This is a genomic window from Streptococcus parasanguinis (genome assembly GCF_016648855.1).
Lineage (GTDB): Bacteria > Bacillota > Bacilli > Lactobacillales > Streptococcaceae > Streptococcus > Streptococcus parasanguinis_L.
In genome coordinates this window covers 189,567-213,027 of the sequence record NZ_JACLQU010000002.1, presented here as the reverse complement: position 1 = coordinate 213,027, position 23,461 = coordinate 189,567, and the positions used below count along the sequence as shown (strand labels likewise).

The 23,461-nt window shown below is 41.0% G+C and carries 21 protein-coding genes; 2 read left to right on the top strand and 19 right to left on the bottom strand.

Features of this window, described 5'->3' with window-relative positions; translation table 11 throughout:
* Positions 1 to 104: 104 nt before the first annotated feature.
* The 8 genes from prsA to H7T92_RS02370 all read right to left on the bottom strand — a co-directional run bounded on the left by prsA (position 105) and on the right by H7T92_RS02370 (position 8,976).
* Entirely contained in the window at positions 105 to 1,049 is a 945-nt protein-coding gene (gene prsA, locus H7T92_RS02405) for a peptidylprolyl isomerase PrsA (protein ID WP_201036901.1), read from the bottom strand.
* Positions 1,050 to 1,121: 72 nt separating this feature from the next.
* A complete protein-coding gene (locus H7T92_RS02400; RefSeq protein ID WP_201036899.1) occupies positions 1,122 to 1,841 on the bottom strand; it encodes an O-methyltransferase in 720 nt (239 codons plus the stop codon).
* A 1-nt stretch (position 1,842) separates the two neighbouring features.
* Positions 1,843 to 3,645, bottom strand: coding sequence for an oligoendopeptidase F (pepF, locus tag H7T92_RS02395; RefSeq protein ID WP_201036898.1), 1,803 nt, complete (start codon positions 3,643 to 3,645; stop codon positions 1,843 to 1,845).
* 72 nt (positions 3,646 to 3,717) lie between these two features.
* The gene (locus H7T92_RS02390; RefSeq protein WP_201036896.1) at positions 3,718 to 4,668 is read right to left on the bottom strand and encodes a competence protein CoiA; all 951 of its coding nucleotides are present in this window, start codon (positions 4,666 to 4,668) and stop codon (positions 3,718 to 3,720) included.
* Positions 4,669 to 4,741: 73 nt separating this feature from the next.
* Positions 4,742 to 5,323, bottom strand: coding sequence for a hypothetical protein (locus H7T92_RS02385; protein ID WP_201036894.1), 582 nt, complete (start codon positions 5,321 to 5,323; stop codon positions 4,742 to 4,744).
* Between the two features lie 167 nt (positions 5,324 to 5,490).
* Positions 5,491 to 6,663, bottom strand: coding sequence for an MFS transporter (locus H7T92_RS02380; RefSeq protein WP_155199435.1), 1,173 nt, complete (start codon positions 6,661 to 6,663; stop codon positions 5,491 to 5,493).
* A 70-nt stretch (positions 6,664 to 6,733) separates the two neighbouring features.
* Positions 6,734 to 8,080 carry a DUF1958 domain-containing protein gene (locus tag H7T92_RS02375; protein ID WP_070673833.1) on the bottom strand — a complete coding sequence of 449 codons (1,347 nt, stop codon included), beginning with the start codon at positions 8,078 to 8,080 and terminating at the stop codon, positions 6,734 to 6,736.
* 188 nt (positions 8,081 to 8,268) lie between these two features.
* Positions 8,269 to 8,976: a glucosamine-6-phosphate deaminase gene (locus H7T92_RS02370; RefSeq protein WP_021152882.1), complete on the bottom strand. Its 708-nt coding sequence runs from the start codon at positions 8,974 to 8,976 to the stop codon at positions 8,269 to 8,271.
* A 307-nt stretch (positions 8,977 to 9,283) separates the two neighbouring features.
* Between H7T92_RS02370 and queA the strand changes: the two genes are divergently transcribed.
* Positions 9,284 to 10,312 carry a tRNA preQ1(34) S-adenosylmethionine ribosyltransferase-isomerase QueA gene (gene queA / locus H7T92_RS02365; protein WP_070673831.1) on the top strand — a complete coding sequence of 343 codons (1,029 nt, stop codon included), beginning with the start codon at positions 9,284 to 9,286 and terminating at the stop codon, positions 10,310 to 10,312.
* A gap of 11 nt (positions 10,313 to 10,323) precedes the next feature.
* A complete protein-coding gene (locus H7T92_RS02360) occupies positions 10,324 to 10,794 on the top strand; it encodes an arginine repressor (protein ID WP_003006364.1) in 471 nt (156 codons plus the stop codon).
* Between the two features lie 30 nt (positions 10,795 to 10,824).
* Here the strand turns inward: H7T92_RS02360 and H7T92_RS02355 are convergent, their stop codons facing one another.
* The 11 genes from H7T92_RS02355 to H7T92_RS02305 all read right to left on the bottom strand — a co-directional run bounded on the left by H7T92_RS02355 (position 10,825) and on the right by H7T92_RS02305 (position 23,459).
* Positions 10,825 to 12,159 carry a dipeptidase gene (locus tag H7T92_RS02355; RefSeq protein ID WP_070673830.1) on the bottom strand — a complete coding sequence of 445 codons (1,335 nt, stop codon included), beginning with the start codon at positions 12,157 to 12,159 and terminating at the stop codon, positions 10,825 to 10,827.
* A gap of 17 nt (positions 12,160 to 12,176) precedes the next feature.
* On the bottom strand, positions 12,177 to 13,688 hold the full coding sequence (locus H7T92_RS02350; protein ID WP_049497262.1) for a YfcC family protein: 1,512 nt from the start codon (positions 13,686 to 13,688) through the stop codon (positions 12,177 to 12,179).
* A gap of 124 nt (positions 13,689 to 13,812) precedes the next feature.
* The gene (gene arcC / locus H7T92_RS02345) at positions 13,813 to 14,757 is read right to left on the bottom strand and encodes a carbamate kinase (RefSeq protein WP_049472138.1); all 945 of its coding nucleotides are present in this window, start codon (positions 14,755 to 14,757) and stop codon (positions 13,813 to 13,815) included.
* A gap of 82 nt (positions 14,758 to 14,839) precedes the next feature.
* Complete coding sequence (argF, locus tag H7T92_RS02340; protein WP_070660144.1) at positions 14,840 to 15,856, bottom strand: ornithine carbamoyltransferase; 1,017 nt, start codon at positions 15,854 to 15,856, stop codon at positions 14,840 to 14,842.
* Positions 15,857 to 15,939: 83 nt separating this feature from the next.
* On the bottom strand, positions 15,940 to 17,169 hold the full coding sequence (arcA, locus tag H7T92_RS02335) for an arginine deiminase (protein ID WP_049514063.1): 1,230 nt from the start codon (positions 17,167 to 17,169) through the stop codon (positions 15,940 to 15,942).
* A 237-nt stretch (positions 17,170 to 17,406) separates the two neighbouring features.
* Positions 17,407 to 18,096 (bottom strand): Crp/Fnr family transcriptional regulator, encoded by a 690-nt coding sequence (locus H7T92_RS02330; RefSeq protein ID WP_070673828.1) that lies wholly within the window; start codon positions 18,094 to 18,096, stop codon positions 17,407 to 17,409.
* Positions 18,097 to 18,258: 162 nt separating this feature from the next.
* On the bottom strand, positions 18,259 to 19,326 hold the full coding sequence (locus H7T92_RS02325) for a serine hydrolase (RefSeq protein WP_195422904.1): 1,068 nt from the start codon (positions 19,324 to 19,326) through the stop codon (positions 18,259 to 18,261).
* 98 nt (positions 19,327 to 19,424) lie between these two features.
* Positions 19,425 to 20,897 carry a helicase HerA-like domain-containing protein gene (locus H7T92_RS02320; RefSeq protein WP_201036892.1) on the bottom strand — a complete coding sequence of 491 codons (1,473 nt, stop codon included), beginning with the start codon at positions 20,895 to 20,897 and terminating at the stop codon, positions 19,425 to 19,427.
* Between the two features lie 210 nt (positions 20,898 to 21,107).
* Positions 21,108 to 21,710, bottom strand: coding sequence for a superoxide dismutase SodA (gene sodA / locus H7T92_RS02315; RefSeq protein WP_201036890.1), 603 nt, complete (start codon positions 21,708 to 21,710; stop codon positions 21,108 to 21,110).
* Between the two features lie 88 nt (positions 21,711 to 21,798).
* Positions 21,799 to 22,833, bottom strand: coding sequence for a DNA polymerase III subunit delta (gene holA / locus H7T92_RS02310; protein WP_201036888.1), 1,035 nt, complete (start codon positions 22,831 to 22,833; stop codon positions 21,799 to 21,801).
* Positions 22,834 to 22,856: 23 nt separating this feature from the next.
* On the bottom strand, positions 22,857 to 23,459 hold the full coding sequence (locus H7T92_RS02305; RefSeq protein WP_070673824.1) for a DUF805 domain-containing protein: 603 nt from the start codon (positions 23,457 to 23,459) through the stop codon (positions 22,857 to 22,859).
* Positions 23,460 to 23,461 lie beyond the last annotated feature (2 nt).

The window sequence follows — 23,461 nt, the reverse complement described above, 5'->3', positions numbered from 1 at the left end:
TCATTTCCCTTCCATGGCTCGCACCCCCGCCACTTCTCTGATTCCGAGTAACAATGATTTATTCTCAACTATTTCATTATACAAGTTCCAAAAGGAACCGTCAACTATTTTTTAGATGATGAGCTGCTACCGCTTGTTTCAACACCGATATTTTGCAAATATTGGTTGAATGTTGATTTGAAGGCATCATCCTTGACCTTGATATTGGCATTGGTCATCGCTTTTGCAATAATGCTACGGATGTAGTTAGTATCTTGCTTACGACTGTCAACAATGATCTCTTTCAGACGTTTTTCGTATTTCTTCCAGTCAGAACCTTTTTCTGTCTTCTTGTTCAATTTGACAATATAGTAGCTAGCAGAATAGTTTTGACCTGCTGAAACTGTGATGACATCTGAAATTCCATTTTCATCCAACTTAAAGGCAGCTTCTTTGACTTGAGATGGAATATCTGTTGTTCCTGAATCGAACTTGACTTCGCCACCTTTGTCTTTTGTAGCAGTATCTGTCGAATTGTCTTTGGCGATTTGGGCAAAGTCTGCACCTTCCGCTTTAGCAGCTTCCAACACTTCTTTTGCTTTATCTTCAGAATCCAACTTAATAATTTGTGCTGTTACTTCTGGTGTGTAAGATTCAAAAGCCGCCTTGTAGTCTGACTCTTTGATATCTTTCTTAGCAGCTTGATTAACTGCATATTCCAACAACATATTGCTACGGATTTGTTTCTTCGCTGTTTCTTCCGTCAAACCTTGTTGCGCCAAGTAAGCATCGAATTGGTTCCCCAATTGTTTCTTTTGTTTAGCCAATTCTTTATCGACTTCTTTATCAGAAACTTTTGATCCATATTCTTTTTCAAAGACTTTATTGATGGTCATTTGGAAAAGAACTTGTTGAGCTCCTTGGTTTGTTTTGATTTCATCATAGAAATCAGAAACTGTAATCGTGTCCCCTTTCATGGTCACGACGTCTTTGTTTGTACCATTTGTACATGCTGCTAAAGTTAGGACTGATAGCAAGGTCACAGCACCTGCTACAAGTTTTTTCTTCATGAAAATTATTCTCCGTTCCTTTTTAAACTTCTTCTATTTTACCACAAATTAGAGAGAATACCTTAAATTAACCTAAAAAGAGCTAGGATCTGGCAAGGTTACCGTCTCTGCATTTTTACGAATCATCAAAATACCATCTCCAAGTGGCACTAAACTAGCGGTTAAATCTGGATGATTAAGAGTTGCATTAAAGAGGTTCTGAAGCCCACGATAAATGGTTCGTTGCCCACGACGCACTTCCATGATGTCTTTGGCAACATCTCCCCCTTGGAAAATATCATCCAGTACCACAATTCCTCCAACTTCTAAGAGTTCGAGAATCCGTGGCAAAAAGACAATGTATTTAGACTTGGCTGAGTCCATAAAGACAAAGTCATAGGTCTCTGTTAAATCCTGTAAAATATCTACAGCATCTCCTTCAAGCAAGGTGATTTGCTTTCTCTGATCGTATTTAGCCAGATTTTCCTTGGCAAAACCAATCATTTCTTCATTCCGATCAATAGTGGTAATTTGTGCATTGGGAACATGTTCAGCCATTAAGAGGGCTGAAAATCCAATTGCTGTCCCAATTTCAAGGATTTTCTTTGGTTGTAAAGCTTGCAAGAGTAGTCTAAAGTATGCTACCGTTTCATGCGGGATGATGGGAATATTTTCCTTGCGGGCGAATGCTTCTAATTCCTTCAGGGCACCAGCTACCGGTTTTTGACGGGTCCGCATAAAGTCAACGATCTCGTCTTTAACGACTGGCCGGCGCATATTGTGGTTGGCGTTTTTACTATAAGACTCTACCATCTTATGCGAGTCCTAATTTTTCCACTAGGGCTTCAAATTCATTCAAACGACGTTCAAAGACCGCAAAGGCTGCGTCCAAATAGTCTTCTTTTTCCATATCCACACCTGCTTTGCGGATAACATTGAGTGGATAATCAGAGTTTCCAGCCTTCAAGTAGTCGATATATTTGTCACGATCTTCTTGGGTTCCATGAACGATTTTTTCAGCTAAAGCTGAAGCTGCTGCAAAACCAGTTGAATATTGGAAAACGTAGTAGTTATAGTAGAAGTGAGGAATACGAGCCCATTCATATTGGATTTCAGGGTTGTCTTCTTTTGAAAGACCGTAGTATTTCTCATTGAGTTCTGCATAGAGGTTGTTCAAGAATTCACTAGTCAAAACGGTACCTTCTTGGTCTGCTTTATGGATAGCATGCTCAAATTCGGCAAACTGTGTTTGACGGAAGACGGTTCCACGGAAGCCATCCAAGAAGTGATTCAAAATAGCAAAACGAGTTGCATCGTCTTCTACTTCTTCTAGGAGACGTTCTGTCAAGATATTTTCATTGGTTGTAGAGGCAATTTCAGCAAGGAAAATAGAGTAGTCTCCATAGACATACGGCTGGGTTTCACGGGTATAGCTAGAATGCATACTGTGACCAGTTTCATGCACCAAGGTGAAGAGATTATCCAATGTATCTTGCCAGTTCAACAACATAAAGGCATTGGTATCATAAGAACCACCTGAATAGGCACCTGAGCGTTTTCCTTGGTTGACATGCACATCAATCCACCGTTCGCTAAAGGCACGTTTCACACGAGAAAGGTAGTCCTCACCCAAAACAGCCAAGACTTCTTCTGCTTTGGCCAACGATTCTTCATAGGTAAACTTGTAGTCTGTATCGGATAATGGCGTATACATATCGTACATCTTCAAGTCTGAGATTCCAAGAATTTTTGAACGCAATTGCACATAGCGTTGCAAGAGTGGCAAATGTTTGTTCACAGCTGCTACCAAGCTATCATAAACACTTTCTGGTACAAAGTTTTCAGAAAGGGCCGCTTCACGGGCAGAAGAGAATTTGCGAACTTTAGCATTAAAGTTATGAACTTTCACATTGGTTTGCAAGGTTTTAGCATAGGTATGTTGGTACTGTCCATAGACCTTGTAGAGACCTTCGTAAGCTTCTTTACGAACGGCACGATCTTTTGATTCTACCAAAGAAATATAGTTTCCATGGGTTAATTGAACTTCTTCGCCCTTGTCATCATGTACAGTTGGGAAAACAATATCTGCATTGTCCAAGATTTCAAAGGTTTCACCACCAGCCGCAAAGATCTCACCAGCTCCTGCAAGTAATTCCTCTTCTTTTTGAGACAAGACATGTTCTTTTTTCTCTAGCAAACGATCAAAATAATGACCATATTGTTCTAAGGCTGGAACCTCACTCACAAAGGCTTTGTATTGCTCATCCGTAATGGCCATGAATTCAGGCTCATAGAAGGCAAAGGTTTCACCTAACAAGCTATAAAGAGACATCCCTTTTGATTGGTACTCTTGGTATTTAGCCACTCGTGTGTCTTGGTCATTTTTCATATGGGCATAGACGTAGACCTTTTCTAAACGACGGCTCAATTCTAAATATGCATTGGTTGTATCCAACAGTGTTTGCGCTGAATCCAACAAATGACCAGCATAGTGGCTTGCTGCTTTAATATCTGCAGCTAAGCTAGCTGCTTCTTCTTCCCAAGCTTGATCTGTCGCAAAAATAGTCGACAAATCCCATTGGTATTTTTCATCAATTTCATTACGTTGTTTTACCATTTCGATTAATCCTCCAATGGTTCTATTTTAGCATAAAAATGAACATTTCGGGAGGATTTCTATCTTAGAAAGTTAGCTTTTCTGCTGAGCATAAAAACGTGGGGGATAAAGGATCTGAACAGGTTGGATCCCTTGCGACTGATAATAGGTCATAAACTGCTGGTAGTAATCTTCTACATCCTCTTCAATTTGAAGCAAGTTCTGTGAAAGGATCGGACGACAAAGAGGATAAAAGAAATCCAGCCCCAGTTCCATCAGATGGTTTCCCTGCAAATAGAGTTCTTCCTGAAGCTTCAGCCACTTTGGGTGACGATAAAAGAGTTGCTGCTGGATATACGTTAAAAATGTACGATCGAGCTCGACTGCCATTTGCCGCATGGGTTGTGAAAGATAAGGGGTCCGTAAGACTTCCAGTAAAGACCTTTGGCCAAAAGGGAAAACTTCTGTTTGATAATGCAATCGCCCTCTCAAATCCTCATGGATGAGGTATTGCAAACGCACTTCTTTCTTTTCAAGATCCAATTCCCAAAGATGGAACCCGCGATTCTGACTAAAATAAAGAAAACCAGCCTGTAGCTTTGTCAGTCTTTCCTTGAGCCACAACTTTTTACCAAGTAACCAATAGACCTGGTAACCATGGGATCGATAAGCATCGCTTCTCTCCTTCAAACGTTCTAAAGATAGGGAGCTACACTGCACTTCCAAAGCTAAGTTCTTGTCTACTACCAAAAGATCGGCAATTTGTTGAAAATCTGCTAAATAACTTTCTACTTCTGTATTAGACTCCTTAGAGGCCCAGTCATAAAGACTGGCTTTCAATTCCAGATGTTCAAAACTCTCCGCTTCGTGATGATAGGGACAATGCTGTAATTCTACATGAGCAAAATGAGCCCTTAGAACCGAGCCATTTTTTAGACGCACTGGACTATGACAAGCTAAGCAATAGAAGGGCCCTTCTGTCACAGCTGGGATCTCTTCCATACAGTTCCACCGCTTTTGATTGTTATCCATGGCAATAAACATAGGCCCACCTCCTCATCTATATCATTCGAAAAAAAATAAGAAAAAGGCTGGAAATTCCAACCTTTTCTTCCTTTTATTCTTCAGAATCTGAATCTGAATCATCACTGTCGTCATCTGCAACAGGAGATTTACTCAATTCTTTCTGCATATCTTTCATTTCTTTACGAGTACTTTCCAACTCTTCTCGAGCATCTTTCAAGCTTTCGATCAAAGCTTCACGGTCTTCTTTAGGAACGACTGTGCTATCTGAACCGATGCTTTTCAAGCCTTCATTAAAAATATCTTTTTGGTTTTCCAATTCTTGCTTCAAGGCGCTAACAGTTGCATCGTATTGCTCTTTTGCAGAACCTGTCACAGAAGTACCTGCTTCTTCGGTAAGTGAAACAGATTGATCCATTAATTTTGCAAACAACTTTTTGAAGTCCCCAACAGTTTTTGCTTTACTGATTTCAGCATCTGTTAAGAGGCTAGAAGATGACGTATCTTCTGAATCTGTTGAAGTATCCTTACTTTTCGAAGTGTTGGCAGATTTGCTCGTCACTTTAGTAGTTGATTGACTATTTGAAGTTTCCTTCTTTGTGTCTTGTTTGTTTGAACAAGCAGCTAGGGAAACAATCGTCAAAAGAGCAGCTGTCGATAAGATCATTTTTTTCATAAAATGGTCTCCTTTATATTTATTTTACCTCATTCTATCATCGAATACTTTGATTGTCAAATTAATCACTAGTTCTTAATAATAGCAAAAAAGTTGGACAAAACACTATGAGATCAGTGTTTCTGTCCAACTCCTCGATGATTAGTCATACAATTGTAACAATTTCATTAGTCTACTTTGCCACCAAAAAGGCCGTGAGCCTTCCCTTGGGGCATTTTTAAGGCAAAGCTCAGTAAAAAGACGATCCCTACAACCCCTGCTAAAAAGAAACTCATGACTTGGTAACCACCTCTTTCAATACAGAGGGCTGCGAAGGGTTGTAAAAGAATGGTTCCTAAATAACGAGCTCCTTGGACAATGGCCATGGCAAGAACCAAGTCTTTGCCATTCACCTGTTGGGCAATAAACCGTAAGGAGACCATAATCAAAACCATCCCTGTTGTATGCTTGGCTAAAAGAGTCAAAAGCACTTTTAAGAAGACAGGACTTGGAAGAGCGTAGACAGCATATTGAGCAAAAATAATCCCGATTGGAAGAGCGATCAAAACCCGTAAAGGCCAGTGGTCCATGAATCGATCAGAGAAAAAGATCAAGGGGGCTTCCACTACGACGGAGATAGCTACAACCGTAGAGGCAATATGGACTGGTAGACCACTATCCATGAGCAACTCAGGAATATAGGTATGACCAATATTTCCAACCCCTGAAGCCAAGCCAATCAAAATGATAAAGAAGAGATAAGGTCCATTATGAAGAAGAGGACGAATAGAGACAGGATGTTTTTCCTTTTCTACGACTGTCTCTTTTTTCTTCATTCGAACCGCACTTAGGCAGAAGAGACTCAATACAATGGTGATCAAAACCGTATAATAGACAGCTTGGGGGCTAAACTGATGATAGACCCAGCCGGCTATTTGAACACCGACCGAGTAGCCAATGGTTCCCCAAACGCGAATCTTCCCAAAAGCGTATGGACTTTGCGTTGCAAATACTTCCATCATGGGAGCTGTCCCATTCAAACAGACTAGAACAATCCCGTAAAAAACAGTCAGCCAAAAGAGATTGGGGGCCCAAAGAAAACCGAAGACACCACCAATGATCACACTTAGACTGAGGGTCGTCATTTTTACGATTCCAAATCGCTCATTGATATAACCAAAGAAGGGTTGGGCTACCATGGATAAGAAAAAGGCAATCGATACCAAGGTCGACACTTGAGTTGCACTATAGTGCTTTCCCATCAAATAGACGGAAATGAGGGTCGTAAAGAGAGAGGTGGACATAAAATAAAAACTATAGAGCAGCATATAAGCCGCATAAGAATTTCGGAATTTTTTCATATGAATCCTTTCTAAAAATATCGGAATGGGACAATGACAAAACCCAACTGACAATCAGTTAGGTTTTATTTTATTCTTTATTATAGCGCTTTTGAGCCTCTTTTTTGCGTCTCTCACGACTTTGTTTTTCAATCGAGAGAATGATGACAATAATGAGAATCGGAATCAAAATCAGGAAGTGATCCAGCGAAAGCCATTTACTGTGCTTAGCCGTTGTCTTTTTCCCACTTGCTGTTTCTTTGACAAGCTCTGGCTTGGCTCCTTCTTCCACCTTCATATCATCTCGGATACCTTCAGACAAGGTGTAGAGATCATTATCTACTGTCAGATAGCCATCTTTTACCGCAAGGGTCGGTTCTTTAGCACCTTTTTTAACCGTTGCATAGAAGGGTTTTTCGAGTGTATAGGTCTTGCCGTCAATCTTCTGGACACCCGCATCTAACAATTTTTTATAGCCAAAATCTTTATAAGCTTTTTCGATCAAAGCATTGCCAAACGGATGGCGGTAATATTCCCCATCTTGGTCTGCCCAATCTCCTACGCCCATAATGACAGCAATTAAGCGCTGATTGCCCCGTTTGATGGTCGCGATATAGTTGAAAGCTCCACGAGGACTTGAACCAGTTTTTAAACCATCCACACCTTTCAAGGCATACTTGGCTCCTGGCAATGAATAATTGTAGGTATCAAAGGTTTCCTCATACGGAGTTCCTTTTTTGACCGTGACTTGGGCTTGATTGGTATAGTTTAAAATATCTGGGTATTGATTGATAAAATGATAGACCAAAATCCCTAAATCACGCGCAGTTGTCTGGTTAGCCGCATCATTTGGATAATTGTTTACCTGATAGTAGCCTTGCAAGGTGGAGATGGCCGCCCCACTCGGGTTATTCCAGACCGTGTTGGTCATCCCTAATTCCTTAGCTTTGGCATTCATGCGCTCGATAAAGGCATCTGGATCATTGTTGGACATAAGATTGGCCAACATGAGGGTCGATACATTTGAGGATGGAACCACTGTCATGGTAATCAACTCAGGAATTGTGTAGTCTACCCCAGCAACAATATTATTGTTGGAGATCTCATAGATCTTTCCGATCGCTTGGTCTGAAGCGGTCGCCTTGATCACTGTATCCTTACTGATCTTGCCATTTGCCATATCTTCAAACAAGAGATAGAGCGTCATGAGCTTACTCATGCTGGCAGGATCTCTGACTTCATCGATATTGTCTTTCCAAAGAACATTTCCCGTATTGCCGTCAATAATAAGCGAAGAATGCGGACGGTTAATGGCTTGGACATTGTCATTTGGATACATCTTTTGCGCCATATCCACCAATTCATCCGCACTCGCTAGAATTGGCTGGCATAAGAGACTCAGAAGGAGGCAAATATGGATCAAATATTTTTTTATCATAAACTTTTCCTTTATAACAGACTAATCAGCTGGAGGCTAAAATAAGCTTCTAGCCCTCATGCCCTTTCCTCTTGTCTCCCAGTAGATGAAAAGAGCTAATCCCAGCAGATAATTACTTGTATTGTACCATATTTTGAAGCAGAAAAAAACCTATCTGGCCCGAATAAATCGGCGATAGGTCCTGTTTTTTATCGACTTAACAAGCTCAAAGCTTCCTTATCCGCAATAATGGTCACATTTGGATGTCCTTGAAGGGCACTAGCTGGCACTTTTTCTGTCCTTTCCCCCTCTACCGTACCTTTGATCGCTTGGGCTTTTGATTCCCCATAAGCAAATAAGACAATTGATTTCGCAGCTAAGATATTGGCAATCCCCATCGAAATGGCTTGGGTTGGTACATCTTCGATCTTATCAAAGAAACGAGAATTAGCTTCAATGGTAGAGGCATCCAACTGAACTAAGTGGGTCTGACTATCAAAGGATGTTCCAGGCTCATTAAAACCGATATGTCCATTGCGTCCGATTCCCAAGATCTGAAGGTCCACTGGATGCTCTTCGAGTATTTTGTTATAACGGATCACTTCTTGATCGGCAGATTCTTCTACACCAGATGGGAGATAGCTTTCTTTGAATGGTTTGGCATCAAAGAGATTTTTTTCCATGAAATACCGATAAGATTGAGGATCATCTCCCGTCAACCCTACGTATTCATCTAAGTTAACACTGATTAGATTAGAAAGATCCAAATCACTTTCACGAATTTGTTTATAAAACTCAAGGGGACTGCTTCCAGTCGCAAGACCTAAGGTTTGAGCACCTTCCTTTAATGTTTCTTTCAATATATCAAAGGCAACTTTTCCACCCTCAATTTGGTCCTTTACTTCAATAATTTTCATTCGATAGACCTCCTATTTCTCTATGCTTTTATTATATGGTATAGACCAATTTTTGTCAAGTGAAACCGCTATCTTTTTCTGGCATTTTTTTCATTTTCAAGTCGATTCGTGATATAATGAAAGGTATGATTGTATCACTATTATTCATCATTTTTTTGATCGGACTCCTTGTCTTTCTCTCATCTTTCTTGATTCATCAAAGAAAGATTCTCAAGGTCCTGATCTTTTTGATGGGAACTGTCCTGATGCTTTTAGCTATCGGTACAACCATCTATCTACTCACAAATTTATTATAAAAGGAGCGCAAATGAATACCAACGACTTTGACTTTGATTTGCCTGAAGAACTGATTGCCCAAACCCCTCTTGAAAAACGAGATGCTTCTAAACTCTTGATCCTGGATCGAAAAACAGGGCAATTCCAAGACCGTCACTTTGATGCAATTTTGGATGAATTGGAGCCAGGAGATGCTCTTGTCATGAACAATACGCGCGTTCTACCAGCCCGCCTTCATGGGGTAAAACCAGAAACAGGTGGTCACGTCGAATTCCTTCTCCTTAAAAATACCCAAGACGACTGTTGGGAAGTCTTGGCAAAACCTGCAAAACGATTAAAGGTAGGGGCCACAGTCAGCTTTGGAGATGGTCGCTTGACCGCAACCGTCGAAGAAGAATTGGAACACGGAGGCCGTATCGTTCGCTTCCACTATCAAGGCATCTTTTTAGAAGTCTTGGAAAGTCTTGGCGAAATGCCACTCCCTCCCTATATTCACGAAAAGCTTGCTGACCGCGAACGCTACCAAACCGTTTATGCTAAAGAAAACGGTTCTGCTGCAGCCCCAACAGCAGGTCTACATTTTACCCAAGAATTGCTCCAAAAGATTGAAGCAAAAGGTGTTCACCTGGTCTATTTGACCCTTCATGTGGGCCTAGGAACCTTCCGTCCAGTATCAGTAGACAATCTTGAAGACCATGAGATGCACTCTGAATTTTACCAACTTTCTGAAGAGGCGGCTGCGACCCTTCGTCAGGTAAAAGCTGCAAAGAAACGCATTGTAGCTGTTGGAACAACTTCTATCCGGACGCTTGAAACGATCGGAAATAAATTTGCAGGTGATATCAAAGCCGATTCAGGCTGGACCAATATTTTTATCAAACCAGGTTATGAATGGAAAGTCGTCGATGCCTTTTCTACCAACTTCCACCTTCCAAAATCAACTCTGGTCATGTTGGTTTCTGCCTTTGCTGGCCGTGAATTAACCCTCGAAGCATACCACCATGCTATTCAAGAACGCTACCGCTTCTTCAGTTTTGGGGATGCTATGTTCATCAAGTAAAGGAGTCTCTCATGAATAAAATTGAAAGCCGCCACCGCTTGATCCGCTCGATTATTTCTGAGCGTAGGATTCATACCCAACAAGAACTTCAAGAAGCCTTAGAAGCCAATGGCGTTCTCGTTACCCAGTCCACCCTTTCACGAGATGTCAAATCCTTGAATCTGGTGAAAATTAACGAGGGGGATAGTTCCTACTATGCCATGAACACCATCGCTCCTTCCCGTTGGGAAAAGCGCCTGCGGATGTATATGGAAGATGCCTTAGTCATGTTACGGCCGGTTCAAAACCAAGTCGTTGTAAAAACTCTTCCAGGTCTTGCCCAATCCTTTGGAGCTATCTTAGATGCATTGGAACTTCAAGAAATTGTAGCTACCATCTGTGGAGACGATGTCTGTTTGGTCATCTGCGAAGACAATCAAGGAGCTTTGGATTGTTTTGAAAAATTAAAAGAATTCACACCACCTTTCTTCTTTAGTAAATAAAAAGTTTGGAAACCAAGTTTCCAAACTTTTTTATATGGTGGCTAAGCGTTGAATGGCTTCTCGATAGATTTCCATCGCAGAATAGAGATCGTCAATTTTTGCACGTTCATTGGCTTGGTGCTCGGTCTGTTCTGCACCTGGGAAAAGAGCCCCAAAAGCGACACAATTTTCCATGGTCCGCGCAAATGTCGCACCACCAGAAGACATAGCTGGCGTCTTATCACCAGTTTCTTCCTGGTAGACGGCCATCAAAGAGCTGACTAAAGGACTATCCAAAGGAACATATAAAGGAGCCAGATAATCAAACTCTTCATATTCCAACTGATAACTAGCTGCAATTTCTCGCAAACGAGCTACTAAGGCCTCCTTATCTGCTAAGACGGGGATCCGGATATCAATCCCGATTTCCGATTGTTCTTGATCGATCACAAGGGTCGCAAGATTGAAGGAAAGATCGCCACTTGGTTCATCTGTAATTTTGCCAAATAAAGCTTCTCCCGTTGCATCCTCACCAACAGCATCTGCAATAAAGAGCAAGGCTGGATGGGGTTGGATGAGGGATAAACTTTCCGCTAAACCGACAATAGCATTCACTCCTTCAGCTGCATCTTTAGAATGCTTGGAAACACCCAAGACCGTTACAGAATCTTCTGTTTGGCTATACTGAACCCCACTTTGATCCAAAACAGGAAGCAACTCTTCCAAACGATGACCCGCATAGGTCGCCTTGTCTGGAACAACATTGAGGGCCTGACCAGCCTGTAAGGGAAGATCATCCCAACCTGGACCATGCAATTTCACTTGTAATAAGCCTTTTTCAGCATAGGTTAATGGGAAAGAAGAATCCGGTGCAAATCCAAGATCTGCTTGCTCTTCGATTTGGTTGTAGCGGTTCATACAGCGCCACAAGGTTTCTTCATCCGTCCCAAAAATAAAGCGGATTCGTTTGGTAAACTGGATGCCATCATCCAGTAAACTCTTAACTGCATAGAGGGCAGCGAGTGACGGCCCCTTATCATCCTGCACACCACGACCTACTAGATAGTCACCGACAATGGTCGCTTCAAAAGGTGGCGTTTGCCAATCTTTTAGATCACCGGCTGGAACAACATCCAAGTGACAAAGAACGGCCAGGAGTTCTTCCCCCTGACCGATCTCTGCATATCCATAGTATCCTTCAGGATCTATATATGTTTGAAAACCTAATTCTCGAGCAAGCTCTAAGGTTTTTTCTAGGACATCTTGGATAGCTTGTCCAAACGGTGTTCCATTTTCCCCTTCGTTTAATACTGAGGGGTAAGAAATGATGGTTTGAAGCGAGTTTAAAAACTGCTCTTTTACATCGTTCTTTATTCTATTTTTCATGAAACACCTACTTTATTCTATTGCAAGAATGGAACCACAGTTCCTAGTAGAAGAAGGGCAATGGTGATCACAACAATCGCTACGACCAATTTACCCATGAATTTCCACCATGCACTCAAGTCAACACGTCCAAGAGCAAGAGCTCCCATTACGATACCTGAAGTTGGTGCGATCAAGTTCAAGACACCAGATGCAGATTGGTAAGCTGTGACAATCAAGCTACCTGGTACATTGACGAATTTACCAAGAGGTGCCATGATACCCATTGTTGCGCTGGCAAGACCAGATGATGATGGGATCAAGAATGACATTGGCAAGTAGAAAATGTAAGTCAAGACAATGAACAATTGAGATGAAAGACCTTTCAGTCCTTCTTCACCCCAGTGAAGAATTGTTGCAGTGATCATACCATCATTCATGATGACTTGGATACCACGTGCTACCGCTACGATAAGAGCAACACTCAAGAGGTCAGCTGCACCATTCATGAAAGATGAAATGATTTTATCTTCTTTCAAGCCATAAATGATACCAACGAGGATTCCCATGAAGGCAAAGAGCATAGCTGTTTGTGGGAAGTACCATGTACCAAGAGCATCTGTGTTACCGATCAATTGACCAAGTACTGGAATTTTATGGAGAGATTCGTTGAAGGTTTCAAAGAATTTAATACCCAAATCTTTGAATGGGATAAATCCAGCAACCATGATCACGAATGTTGAGATGAAGACGACCAAGACACGTTTTTGTTTCTTGTTCATTTGTGAAGGAATTTCTTCGCCACTATCAACGTTGAAGTGTTTCAAATCTTCTTCACGAGTTGCATAGGTGAGAGATTTGGTTGGGTCTTTTTGAACCTTATCTGCATAACGGTATACATAGTATGTGCTAAGTCCTGTCAATACGATCCAGAAGATCACACGAAGTAAGAGACCTGAAGCACTTGAGATACCTGCAGTATCAGATGCGATAACTGTCGCAAATGGGTTCAATGTTGACGCCAAACATCCGATTTGTGATCCTAAGAGGATAATGGCTACCCCTGTCAAGCTGTCAAAACCAACGGACATCATAACAGGTACAAGAAGTGGATAGAAGGCCATGGTTTCTTCACCCATACCATAAGTTGTACCACCAAGGGCAAACAATGGCATCAAGATCAAAATCAACATTTTTTCGCGGCCTTTGTATTTACGAACGATAGAAGCAATCCCTACATCAAGGGTACCTGTTTCGTTCACAACTCCAAGGAAACCACCGACCATCAAGATGAAGAAGGCTACGTCAATCGCTGCACTGGTTGGTGCTTTACCAAGCATGGCATTGATTGGGGCCATCAAGACATCCCAAATTCCTTGAGGATGTGCTTTTACAGATTCATAACTACCTGCAATGATAGCACCTGCATCGTCAACTTTGTATTGACCAGCTGGAATGATCCAAGTTAACACTGCCATAATGGCAATGATGATCAACAATACGGAAAAAGATGAAGGCATCTTAAATCCTTTTTTCGTTTTTTCACTCATTTGTCTTCCTCCTAACGCAACAAAGTGTGAGTGATGTTTTACAAGAGTCTCTTGTAAAACGCTTACCTATAGACTTATTCTATCACAATAAGCTTTAAAATACTAGTTTTTTCCTAATTTTTCATTAGTCTTTTTGGATGATTGTTCCACTTTCAGACTCAATCAAAGCTCCAAGGTTTTCAAGTGATGTAATAACTGCTTTTCCTTCTGGGCGACCATTTACAAAGGCAATGGCAGCTTCCACCTTAGGAAGCATGCTTCCTGGTGCAAATTGGTCTTGTTTGATATATTCTTCCAATTGAGCCACATTCACATGTTCCAATTTCGCTTGGTCTGGTTTGTTGTAGTTCACAAAGACATAATCGACACCAGTCAAGACGATGAAGAGGTCTGCTTCTACCAATTCAGCCAAACGTTGAGATGCAAAGTCTTTATCGATAACCGCTTCAACACCAGTCAAGCTACCATCTGCTTCTTTCACAACCGGGATACCCCCACCACCAGCAGCTACCACGACTTGACCGTCGTTCAACAAAGTACGAATGGTATTGATTTCTTTGATATCCACTGGTTTTGGTGAAGCCACAACTTTACGCCAGCCACGACCAGCATCTTCTTTGAAAGTTGCACCTGATTTTTCAGCTTCTGCTTTTGCTTCTTCTTCTGAGTAGAATGGGCCAATTGGTTTGCTGAGGTTAACGAAAGCTGGGTCGTTCTTATCAACAACGACTTGTGTCACAACAGAAGCCACATCTTTTTCAATTCCTTCTTCAAGAAGAGCATTTTGAAGAGCGTTTTGAAGCCAGTAGCCAATACTTCCTTCGGTCATAGCAACTAATGAATCAAGTGGGAAAGCTGGGTTCTTTTCAGAATTTGCAGCCAAATGTTGGAGCAAGAGGTTCCCTACTTGAGGACCATTTCCATGAGTGATGATCAACTCATCCCCATTTTTGATTAATTTAACTAAGTGTTTAGCTGTTTCTACAAGTGCTTTTTGTTGAGCTTGCGCAGAAGGATCAGATGAGAGAATAGCATTTCCTCCCAAAGCAACGACGATTTTTCTTGACATGAATTTTCCCTTTCTATAAAAAATAGGGGCAGGACTAAAGCTAGCAGTCCAGCCCCTATAGCTGTTGGTATACGGTTAAGTCTTAAACTTTTGGAATGTACAAGTTACCAAGAGTAGCTGCCATAACCGCTTTAATTGTGTGCATACGGTTTTCAGCTTGGTCAAAGTGACGAGCATATTTGCTGCGGAACACTTCGTCAGTAACTTCCATTTCTTCTACGCCGAATTTTTCAGCAACATCTTTACCGTAAACAGTGTTTGTATCGTGGAAGGCTGGCAAGCAGTGCAAGAAGATCAAGTCTTCGTTATCAGCTTTCTTAATCAAATCCATGTTTACTTGGTAAGGTTTCAAAAGGGCAACACGTTCTGCAAATTTGTCTTCTTCACCCATAGATACCCAAACGTCAGTGTAAAGTACGTCTGCACCTTTCACTGCTTCGTCAGCATCTTCAGTGATCAAGATATGAGCGCCACTTTCTTTTGCAAATCCTTCTGCCAATTCAACGATTTCTTTTTCTGGGAAGAGTTCTTTTGGTGAGAAGATGTGTACGTTCACACCAAGGATAGCACCTGTTACAAGAAGGCTGTTCGCAACGTTGTTACGGCCATCACCACAGTATACAAGTGTCAAACCTTCCAAACGTCCAAAGTTTTCTTGAACTGTCAAGTAGTCTGCAAGCATTTGAGTTGGGTGCCATTCGTCAGTCAAACCATTCCATACTGGAACACCTGAGAATTCAGCCAATTCTTCAACCATACGTTGGCTGAAACCACGGAATTCGATACCGTCAAACATACGTCCAAGAACTTTAGCAGTATCTTCTGTAGATTCTTTTTTACCAAGTTGGATGTCGTTTGCACCTAGGTATTCTGGGTGAGCACCAAGGTCGATAGCTGCTGTTGTGAAGGCAGCACGAGTACGAGTTGAAGTTTTTTCAAACAAAAGTGCAATGTTTTTTCCAGCAAGATAGTGGTGTTGGATGTTGCGTTTTTTAAGGTCTTTCAAGTGAGCTGAAAGTCCGATGAGGTATTCTAACTCTGCGCGTGTAAAGTCTTTTTCTGCCAAGAAGCTACGTCCTTGGAACACTGAATTTGTCATTCTAATTGTCTCCTATTTCTTTCTAGTATTGATCAGTAAGAAGGAAGAGCTGATCCCTCAAGACCAGCTCTCGGTCTTCTACATTAGATTTCTTCACGTTCAAATGGCATTGACATACAACGAGGTCCACCACGACCGCGAACCAATTCACTTCCGCGGATCTTGATCAAACGAAGTCCGTATTCTTCTAATTTCTTGTTTGTGACTGTGTTACGGTCGTATACGACTACCACACCAGGTGCGATTGTAAGAGTATTTGAACCGTCGTTCCATTGTTCACGAGCAGCAGCAACCACATTGCCATCGCCACAAGGGATCAATGTAACTTTTTCAACACCAAGGTTTTCAGCAAGCAATTCAGCCAAATCACCTTTTTCTTCAACGATCTTCAATTGTTCGTTTTCATAAGTTACAGAGAAGACGCGAAGGTTACCTTGGATTTCTGGGTGGATTGTGAATTTATCGTAGTCCACCATTGTGAATACTGTATCCAAGTGCATGAATTTACGGTTGTTAGCAAATTCGAAGGCCAATACTTTTTTGAAGCCAACGTTCTTCTTAAAGATGTTTACCAACAATTTTTCGATTGATGCAGCATCTGTACGTTGTGAGATACCAACTGCCAATACATCTTTAGAAAGTACTAACTCATCTCCACCTTCGATACGAGTATCTTCTTCACGGTTGTAGACAAGTTCAACTTTTCCACCGTAAACTGGGTGGTATTTGAAGATGTATTTACCATACAAAGTTTCACGGTTACGTGTATCTGCGTACATGTGGTTCAATGATACTGCATTACCAATTGTCGCAAATGGGTCACGTGTGAAGTACAAGTTTGGCATTGGGTCGATAGCAAATGGATAGTCAGATTCAACAAGGTCTGTCAATCCTTTTGCTTCTTCAGGAATTTCTGGAAGTTCAGCTTTTTGAACCCCTGCCATTGTTTTTTCAACCAATTCTTGGTTGTCTTCAATGCTGTGAAGCAATTCACGGATCGCAATTTTTGTTTGGCGTCCACGAATGTTCGCTTCTTCAAGGTATTCTTCGATGAACTGATCGCGAATTTCTGGAGAAGTCAATGACTCAGCAGCTAACTGTTCAAGATAAAGTACTTCGATACCTTCGTTACGAAGTGCTTCAGCAAATGCGTCGTGTTCTTTTTGAGCATCTTCCAAGAAAGGAATATCATCAAAAAGAAGACGTTCAAGATAGTCAGGCATCAAGTTTTCCAACTCTTTACCTGGACGGTGCAAACAAACTTTTTTCAGTTTTCCAATTTCTGAGAAAACATGAATTGGGTGTGTAGACATCTATAGTCCTCCTTTTTCTTGCGGTTTAGCTTACCTAATCCCGTTTACAGGTTTTATTTTATCACCAATTGGTACCGCTTTCATGAAGGATTCTACTTTTTTAATGCAAAGAATTTGGCATTATTTTGAATTATTCCTATTTTTTAGTTAATATGAAGCGTTTTCTTTGCATATTTTGTTTTTTATATTGTTTTTATGAATATATATTTTTTTACAAAAATAAAAAAGATCAACAAATTAATTGATCTCTTTAAAACTCTTTAAAAAGTAGGCTGTATCTAGAAAGGTTAATTGTTTTCTCTCATACTGTATCTTATGAGAATCGATGAGTTTCTTTAAAACTTGATTGACGGTTTCTCGGGTTGTGGCCGCTAATTTGGCCATTTCCTTCATACTGATTGGAAATGGAAGTTGATTTCCTAAACTTTCATAGTCCTTACACAAGATAGCTAAAGATTGAACCACACGCTCACTGGCACTAGCTGTCACGACATTACGTAGACGCAACTCTTGAAATTCTAAAATTGACGAGAGCTTTCTCGTAATGAAGAGCAACTGCTCCTTACTCTCTTGAGCATATAATTCATAGAGGTTGACGGGGATAACGAAACAGCGCAAATCTGTCACCGCACTAGCTGTATAGTGGTAACGCTCATCCTGAAACATCCCACCATAAGGGAACAGGGCCCCTTTCTTGATATAATCCATATAGGAAAATTGATCAGACGAATCGAATTGCTCAATGCGAGCAAAGCCTTTTGAAAGAAGAAAAATGCGATCCCGCTTATCTCCTGCATAAAATAAAATTTGTCCTTTTTGGATATCCCTAGCATGAATTTCAACAGCTAATTTATCAAATAGCTCCACTGGCAACGCAGAGAAGGCTGGATGCGAGCGGACCAACTGGTAATCTTCCTTTGTAATCATGTTTATACTTCCTCTTATTACTATTAATTAGTATAACATATTTTTTTGATAGAAGAGGGAAAGAAGCCTCTTTAAAACAGAAAAGTATTTCGAAACACCAAGTGAATTTTATGCTACTGTGATAGAAGAAAAGGTCTGAGCAACCCTCAGACCTTCCGTCAATTATTCATTCATATTCACACGATGCCATTCATTGATGACATAAGCTAGTTCTCCCAACTGATAAAGACCAACACCACTGATTTCAGAACTTTCTGGGGTCGTTCCACCCAGTCCTGCAGTATAGATGGCAACCAAATAAGGGGTCGATTCATGGACAATGGCATCCACATTGAGCGCTTCCGCAACATAGCCCGGTTTTTGTTGAATGACCAAATCTGGCAAGAATTTCTTATAGTACTCACCTGGGAAAGACTCCCCGATCAGTTCTAGTAAATCTGCATATTTTTCTTGATGATTCCAAAGATATTCCAAGACATGGATGTAATAATCTGTTGTCGTTTTATTATCTTCGCTAAAGGTTTTGACTTCTGGTGAACGGGATTGACCATAACGACTGAATAACTTGCGCGCTTGCTCCATCCCCCCTAAACGATCTGCCAAAGCATAGGCTGGGGTATTTTCAGAGTAAACCAATGAATAGCGCTGCATATCAGGGATAGACATAGCTCCATCAAAGGCAGCAACGTAATTGTCATGCTCCCCTACATATTCATAGTAGGTGTTGGTAATGTCAAACCGGTCTGTTAAATTCAGTTTGCCCTTTGCAACTTCATCCACCACCAACATGTTCAAGGGTAGCTTATAGGTACTACCTGCCGTCATTGGTTGAAGATCATTCATGGCAAATTGCTCTCCAGTAATGGCATTGCGATACGTGAAGGCAACTTGTGACGGATCAATTCCACTTTCCGCTAGGAAATCCTGAACAACCTCTACCAAGCCTTTATTAGCATAATCATAGACAAGGCCATAAGCACTCATCGTTTCCATGTCTGCATCTACTACTGCTTGCTTAGCTTCAGGAGATTTGACACGCGGTTTTTTCGTCTCAGGGGTAGACTTTTCGATATCTTGTTCTTTTGCTTCTTTTGTTTTCTTTGCTTTTTTTTCAATTGCTGATGCTGTTGGTTGCGTAACATGCAAGTAGCCCAGTGCGCTTGTTCCCACTAAGCACAATAAAATACTGACCGCAATCATGATCGAGCGTAGATTAAAATATTTTTTCATACGAGATTAATTATAAAAGATTCTACTGAAAATAACAAGAATTATCAGAAAGAGAAAACGGTTTCTTTTTAAAAAGTTTTTTTCTTTTCATAAAAGGCTTATTTACGTTTAAAAGAGCCCATAATTAGCTTAGCAATCTCACGCGCAATCGTCCGGAATAAGGAACTCAAGAAGGAATCCTTGGCTTTTTCAAGACTGGATTTTCTTGGGCGACCTGGACTGCGTTTTTGCTCTGCTTTTTCCGCCGCAGCTCGTTCTTTTTCTGCTTCTTTTTGCTCTTCTTCTTTTGCTTCCTTGCTTGCTTTAGCTGCTAATTTTTCATAGGCAGATTCCCGATCAATCGTCGTCGCATACTTTTGATGGAAAGGCGATGTTGTGATCAAGGCCAATTGTTCACTCTCATTTAAGAGGTCAAAACTCGATTGAGGAGAGAGAATGTAAGCACGCTCAACAACACTAGGTTGCCCCTTCTCATTCAGGAAAGAAACCAAGGCTTCCCCTGTCCCTAATTCTGTGATCACTGTTTCTGTATCAAAATCTGGATTCGGACGAAAACTTTGGGCAGCAACCTTAATCGCCTTCATTTCTTTGGGTGTATATGCCCGAAGAGCATGCTGAACACGATTTCCAAGCTGTGCCAAAACAGATTCTGGAAGGTCTTGAGGATTTTGGGTAATAAAGTAAATCCCTACACCCTTCGAACGAATTAGGCGTACCACTTGCTCAACCTTCTCAAGAAAGAGCTTGCTTGCATCCTTAAAGAGGAGATGCGCTTCATCAAAGAAGAAGACCAATTTTGGCTTTTCAGGATCCCCAACCTCTGGAAGTGTTTCAAAAAGACGAGACAGCATCCAAATCAAAAAGGTTGAGTACAATTTTGGTGAATGAAAGAGCTTTGTAGCCGAAAGAATATTGATATAACCACGACCAGATGCATCGAGTTGCATGAAGTCATTTAAATCAAGTGCGGACTCTCCGAAAAATTGGTCTGCTCCTTCTTCTTCAAGAACCAAGAGACTTCTTTGGATGGCTCCGACAGATTGTTTGGTGATATTGCCATATTGGGCCGAATAGTCTGAACTGTGTTCATAGACTTCCTTTAAAAGGCTTTGCAGGTCCTTCAAATCAATCAAAGGCCAATCTTTCTCTTGGGCTACTTTAAAGACAATTGCGAGAATTCCTGATTGGGTTTCATTCAAATCAAGCAGACGAGACAGAAGCAATGACCCCATCCCTTCGACAGTCGCACGAACAGGATGACCAGCTTGGCCAAAGACGTCCCACAATCGAACAGGGAAAGCTTGTGGCTCAAACGGATCTGTGATCCCAAGAAGCTTGTAGCGTTCTTCCAGTTTTGGCGTCCATTGCCCGGCTTTGGCTAAGCCAGATAAATCTCCCTTGATATCGGCTAGAAAGACCGGAATGCCTTCTTTGCTTAATTTTTCTGTTAGGACCTTGAGAGTAACCGTTTTTCCTGTTCCTGTTGCACCTGCAATCAAGCCATGACGATTCAACATCCGCAAATAGATAGGCGTCTCAACGGCTCCTTTAGTAATGGTAATACTAGTCATTTCATTTCTCCCTGAATGTTTCAGTTTTCATTTTAAGGTTTATCTTTTCCTTGCCTAGGCCCTTCAAACTGGGCTTCTGATAAGTAAGACACACTCCTATTAGTGTATCATTTTCCTGTCCAAACGCAAGAAATTATACTCCGATTTTCCGGATACAAACAAAAAAATCTATAAGAGCCAATTGTCGCTCTTATAGATTCCTTTATTTTATTATTTTGCTGCAAACAAGTCATTAACTTTATTCCAGTTGATCACTGAGAAGAAAGCTTTGATGTAGTCAGGACGTACGTTACGGTATTTTACGTAGTAGGCATGTTCCCAAACATCCAAACCAAGGATTGGTGTTTTTCCTTCAGAGATTGGTGTATCTTGGTTTGCTGTTGAAGTGACTTCAAGTTTGCCTTCTTTGTTAACAACCAACCATGCCCAGCCAGAACCAAAACGTGTCGTTGCTGCTGCTGTGAAGGCTGCTTTGAAGTCTTCAAATGAACCAAATGTAGCATCAATCGCTGCAGCAAGTTCTGCTGAAGGAGCTGTTTGTTCTGGAGTCATCAATTCCCAGAAAAGAGCGTGGTTCAAATGACCACCACCATTGTTGATCACAGCTTGGCGAATATCAGCTGGAATGGATTCAACATCAGCTAACAAGCTTTCAAGGTCTTCTCCAATTTCAGGATGTTTTTCAAGAGCTGCATTCACATTGTTTACATATGTTTGATGGTGTTTATCATGGTGCAAATGCATGGTTTCTTCATCGATATAAGGTTCCAATGCATCATAAGCATATGGTAATTCTGGTAAAATGATAGCCATTTTATGGTCCTCTTTTCTTTATTACTGATTTGATGATAACGCAAACAGCTAAATTATTCAACTAATCTGCTTGCGATTTCATTCATCGTTAGACGCTATTCGCTACTTTCAACAGTGCCAAATCAAATAAGTAGTCTTTATCATACGTTCCACTTTTAATTGCATAATCCGTCTCGATGAAGGTCATCATGGCCTGCTTCAAAAAGGACAGGGAAAGTTTGCGGCTATCCCGTAAGGCAAACTTCACCTGATATGGATTGACCTTGCGTCCTGACAACTCCGACAAGCTCGCTACGATTTGGTTTTCGGATTGACCTTCTTCTGAAAATATTTTTACTTGAGAAAACATTCGGAATTGCCCCAACAGAATAGCAATCAATTTTATTTCATCTTCTCCTTGTAAGCGGAGATCTTTCACCAAATTCCGAGCTTGATCGATTTGGCGTTTGAGAATCATTTGGGTCAGATCAAAAATATTATCTTGCAAGGTTTTGGGAACAACCTCCTCAATATCTTCGAGGGTAATCTGACCATCCTCTTTATAAGCCTGCAAAAGAGCGAGATTCTTCTGTAACTCTCCAAAATCATAGCCAGATTTTAAGAGTAGTTGGTCCAAGGAATCGCCCACAAACTGCAGGCCCAATTCTTGGGCTTGGCTTGCAAAATAGCGCTTTACCTCTTGCTCTTTAGGAGTCGCCGCTTCAATGATTTGGGCATCCCGTTTTAGGAGTTTGACCAAGCGACGCTTACTATCTAATTTCCCTTCTGCAAATATCAGCAAATGGGTCGATTCAGAAGGATTTTCCAGGTAGTTTTCAAATTGCTTCAGATCTTCATCTGTTAAATAGCGTTTTTTGGCAGTAGTCAGATCCAATAAGTGATCCAAAATCACAATTTTTTCATCAGCGAAAAAGGGAAGACTGACCAAATCCAGCTCTACCTCAGCATAGGAGGCTTCCTTCATATCAAAATAAGAATAATTCAAATCTGAGGGATCATAGCCTATTTTTTTTAAAATGTCTTTTTTTAACCATTCAAATTGACCTACATCCTCGCCTGTCAAGACAAGAATAGAAGGCAGAGTTTGAACCGTCAGATGTTTAGTGTCGGTAATTGCTTGCATGAAACTCTCTTATCTTTATCCGTTTAGTGGATTTCGTGTTCAGCAGCCATTTTTTGTTCCAATGGTGGTTTTTCGTCGGACAAATCTGGAGCTGCTACAAAATTAGGAATTTGCTCAAACGAGCTGCCTCCAAAGCTTCCTTCTGTCGCTGTGACCTGTGGTTCAGAAGTTACTCCCATAGGAGTTTCTACTGGTTGTGGGAAGGTATTTTTTCCTGGAAGCATCATGAGAATCAAGAGAGAAATAACTGTAATCACCCAAAGAAATAGGAAAATATCTAGCCCTGACAATAAATAGAGTAAAACCGGACCAAGGTTCAAAAAGATCCAAGACCAATGGATCCCAGCATCCCGCAAGCGACGCACACAAATGGCTTGACTGGGTACCAAAATGAGGAAGTAAAAGAATGCTAAGAAAGCGAGTGCCCATAGACCTGTTTTAGAATGAACAGTTGAAAAATTGAGTATTTCTTGAGCATTTTGATGGGATAAAGAAGTCACGATGTAAAAAACCCAAAGAGGCAAAGAAATCAGGAAATTCCAGAAAAAAGCTAGCCAAAAATGAGCTCGACTGGTCTTACTTGAAAAATCTGCATACTGTATCCAAAATTGCTTAAATGCGTTCATAC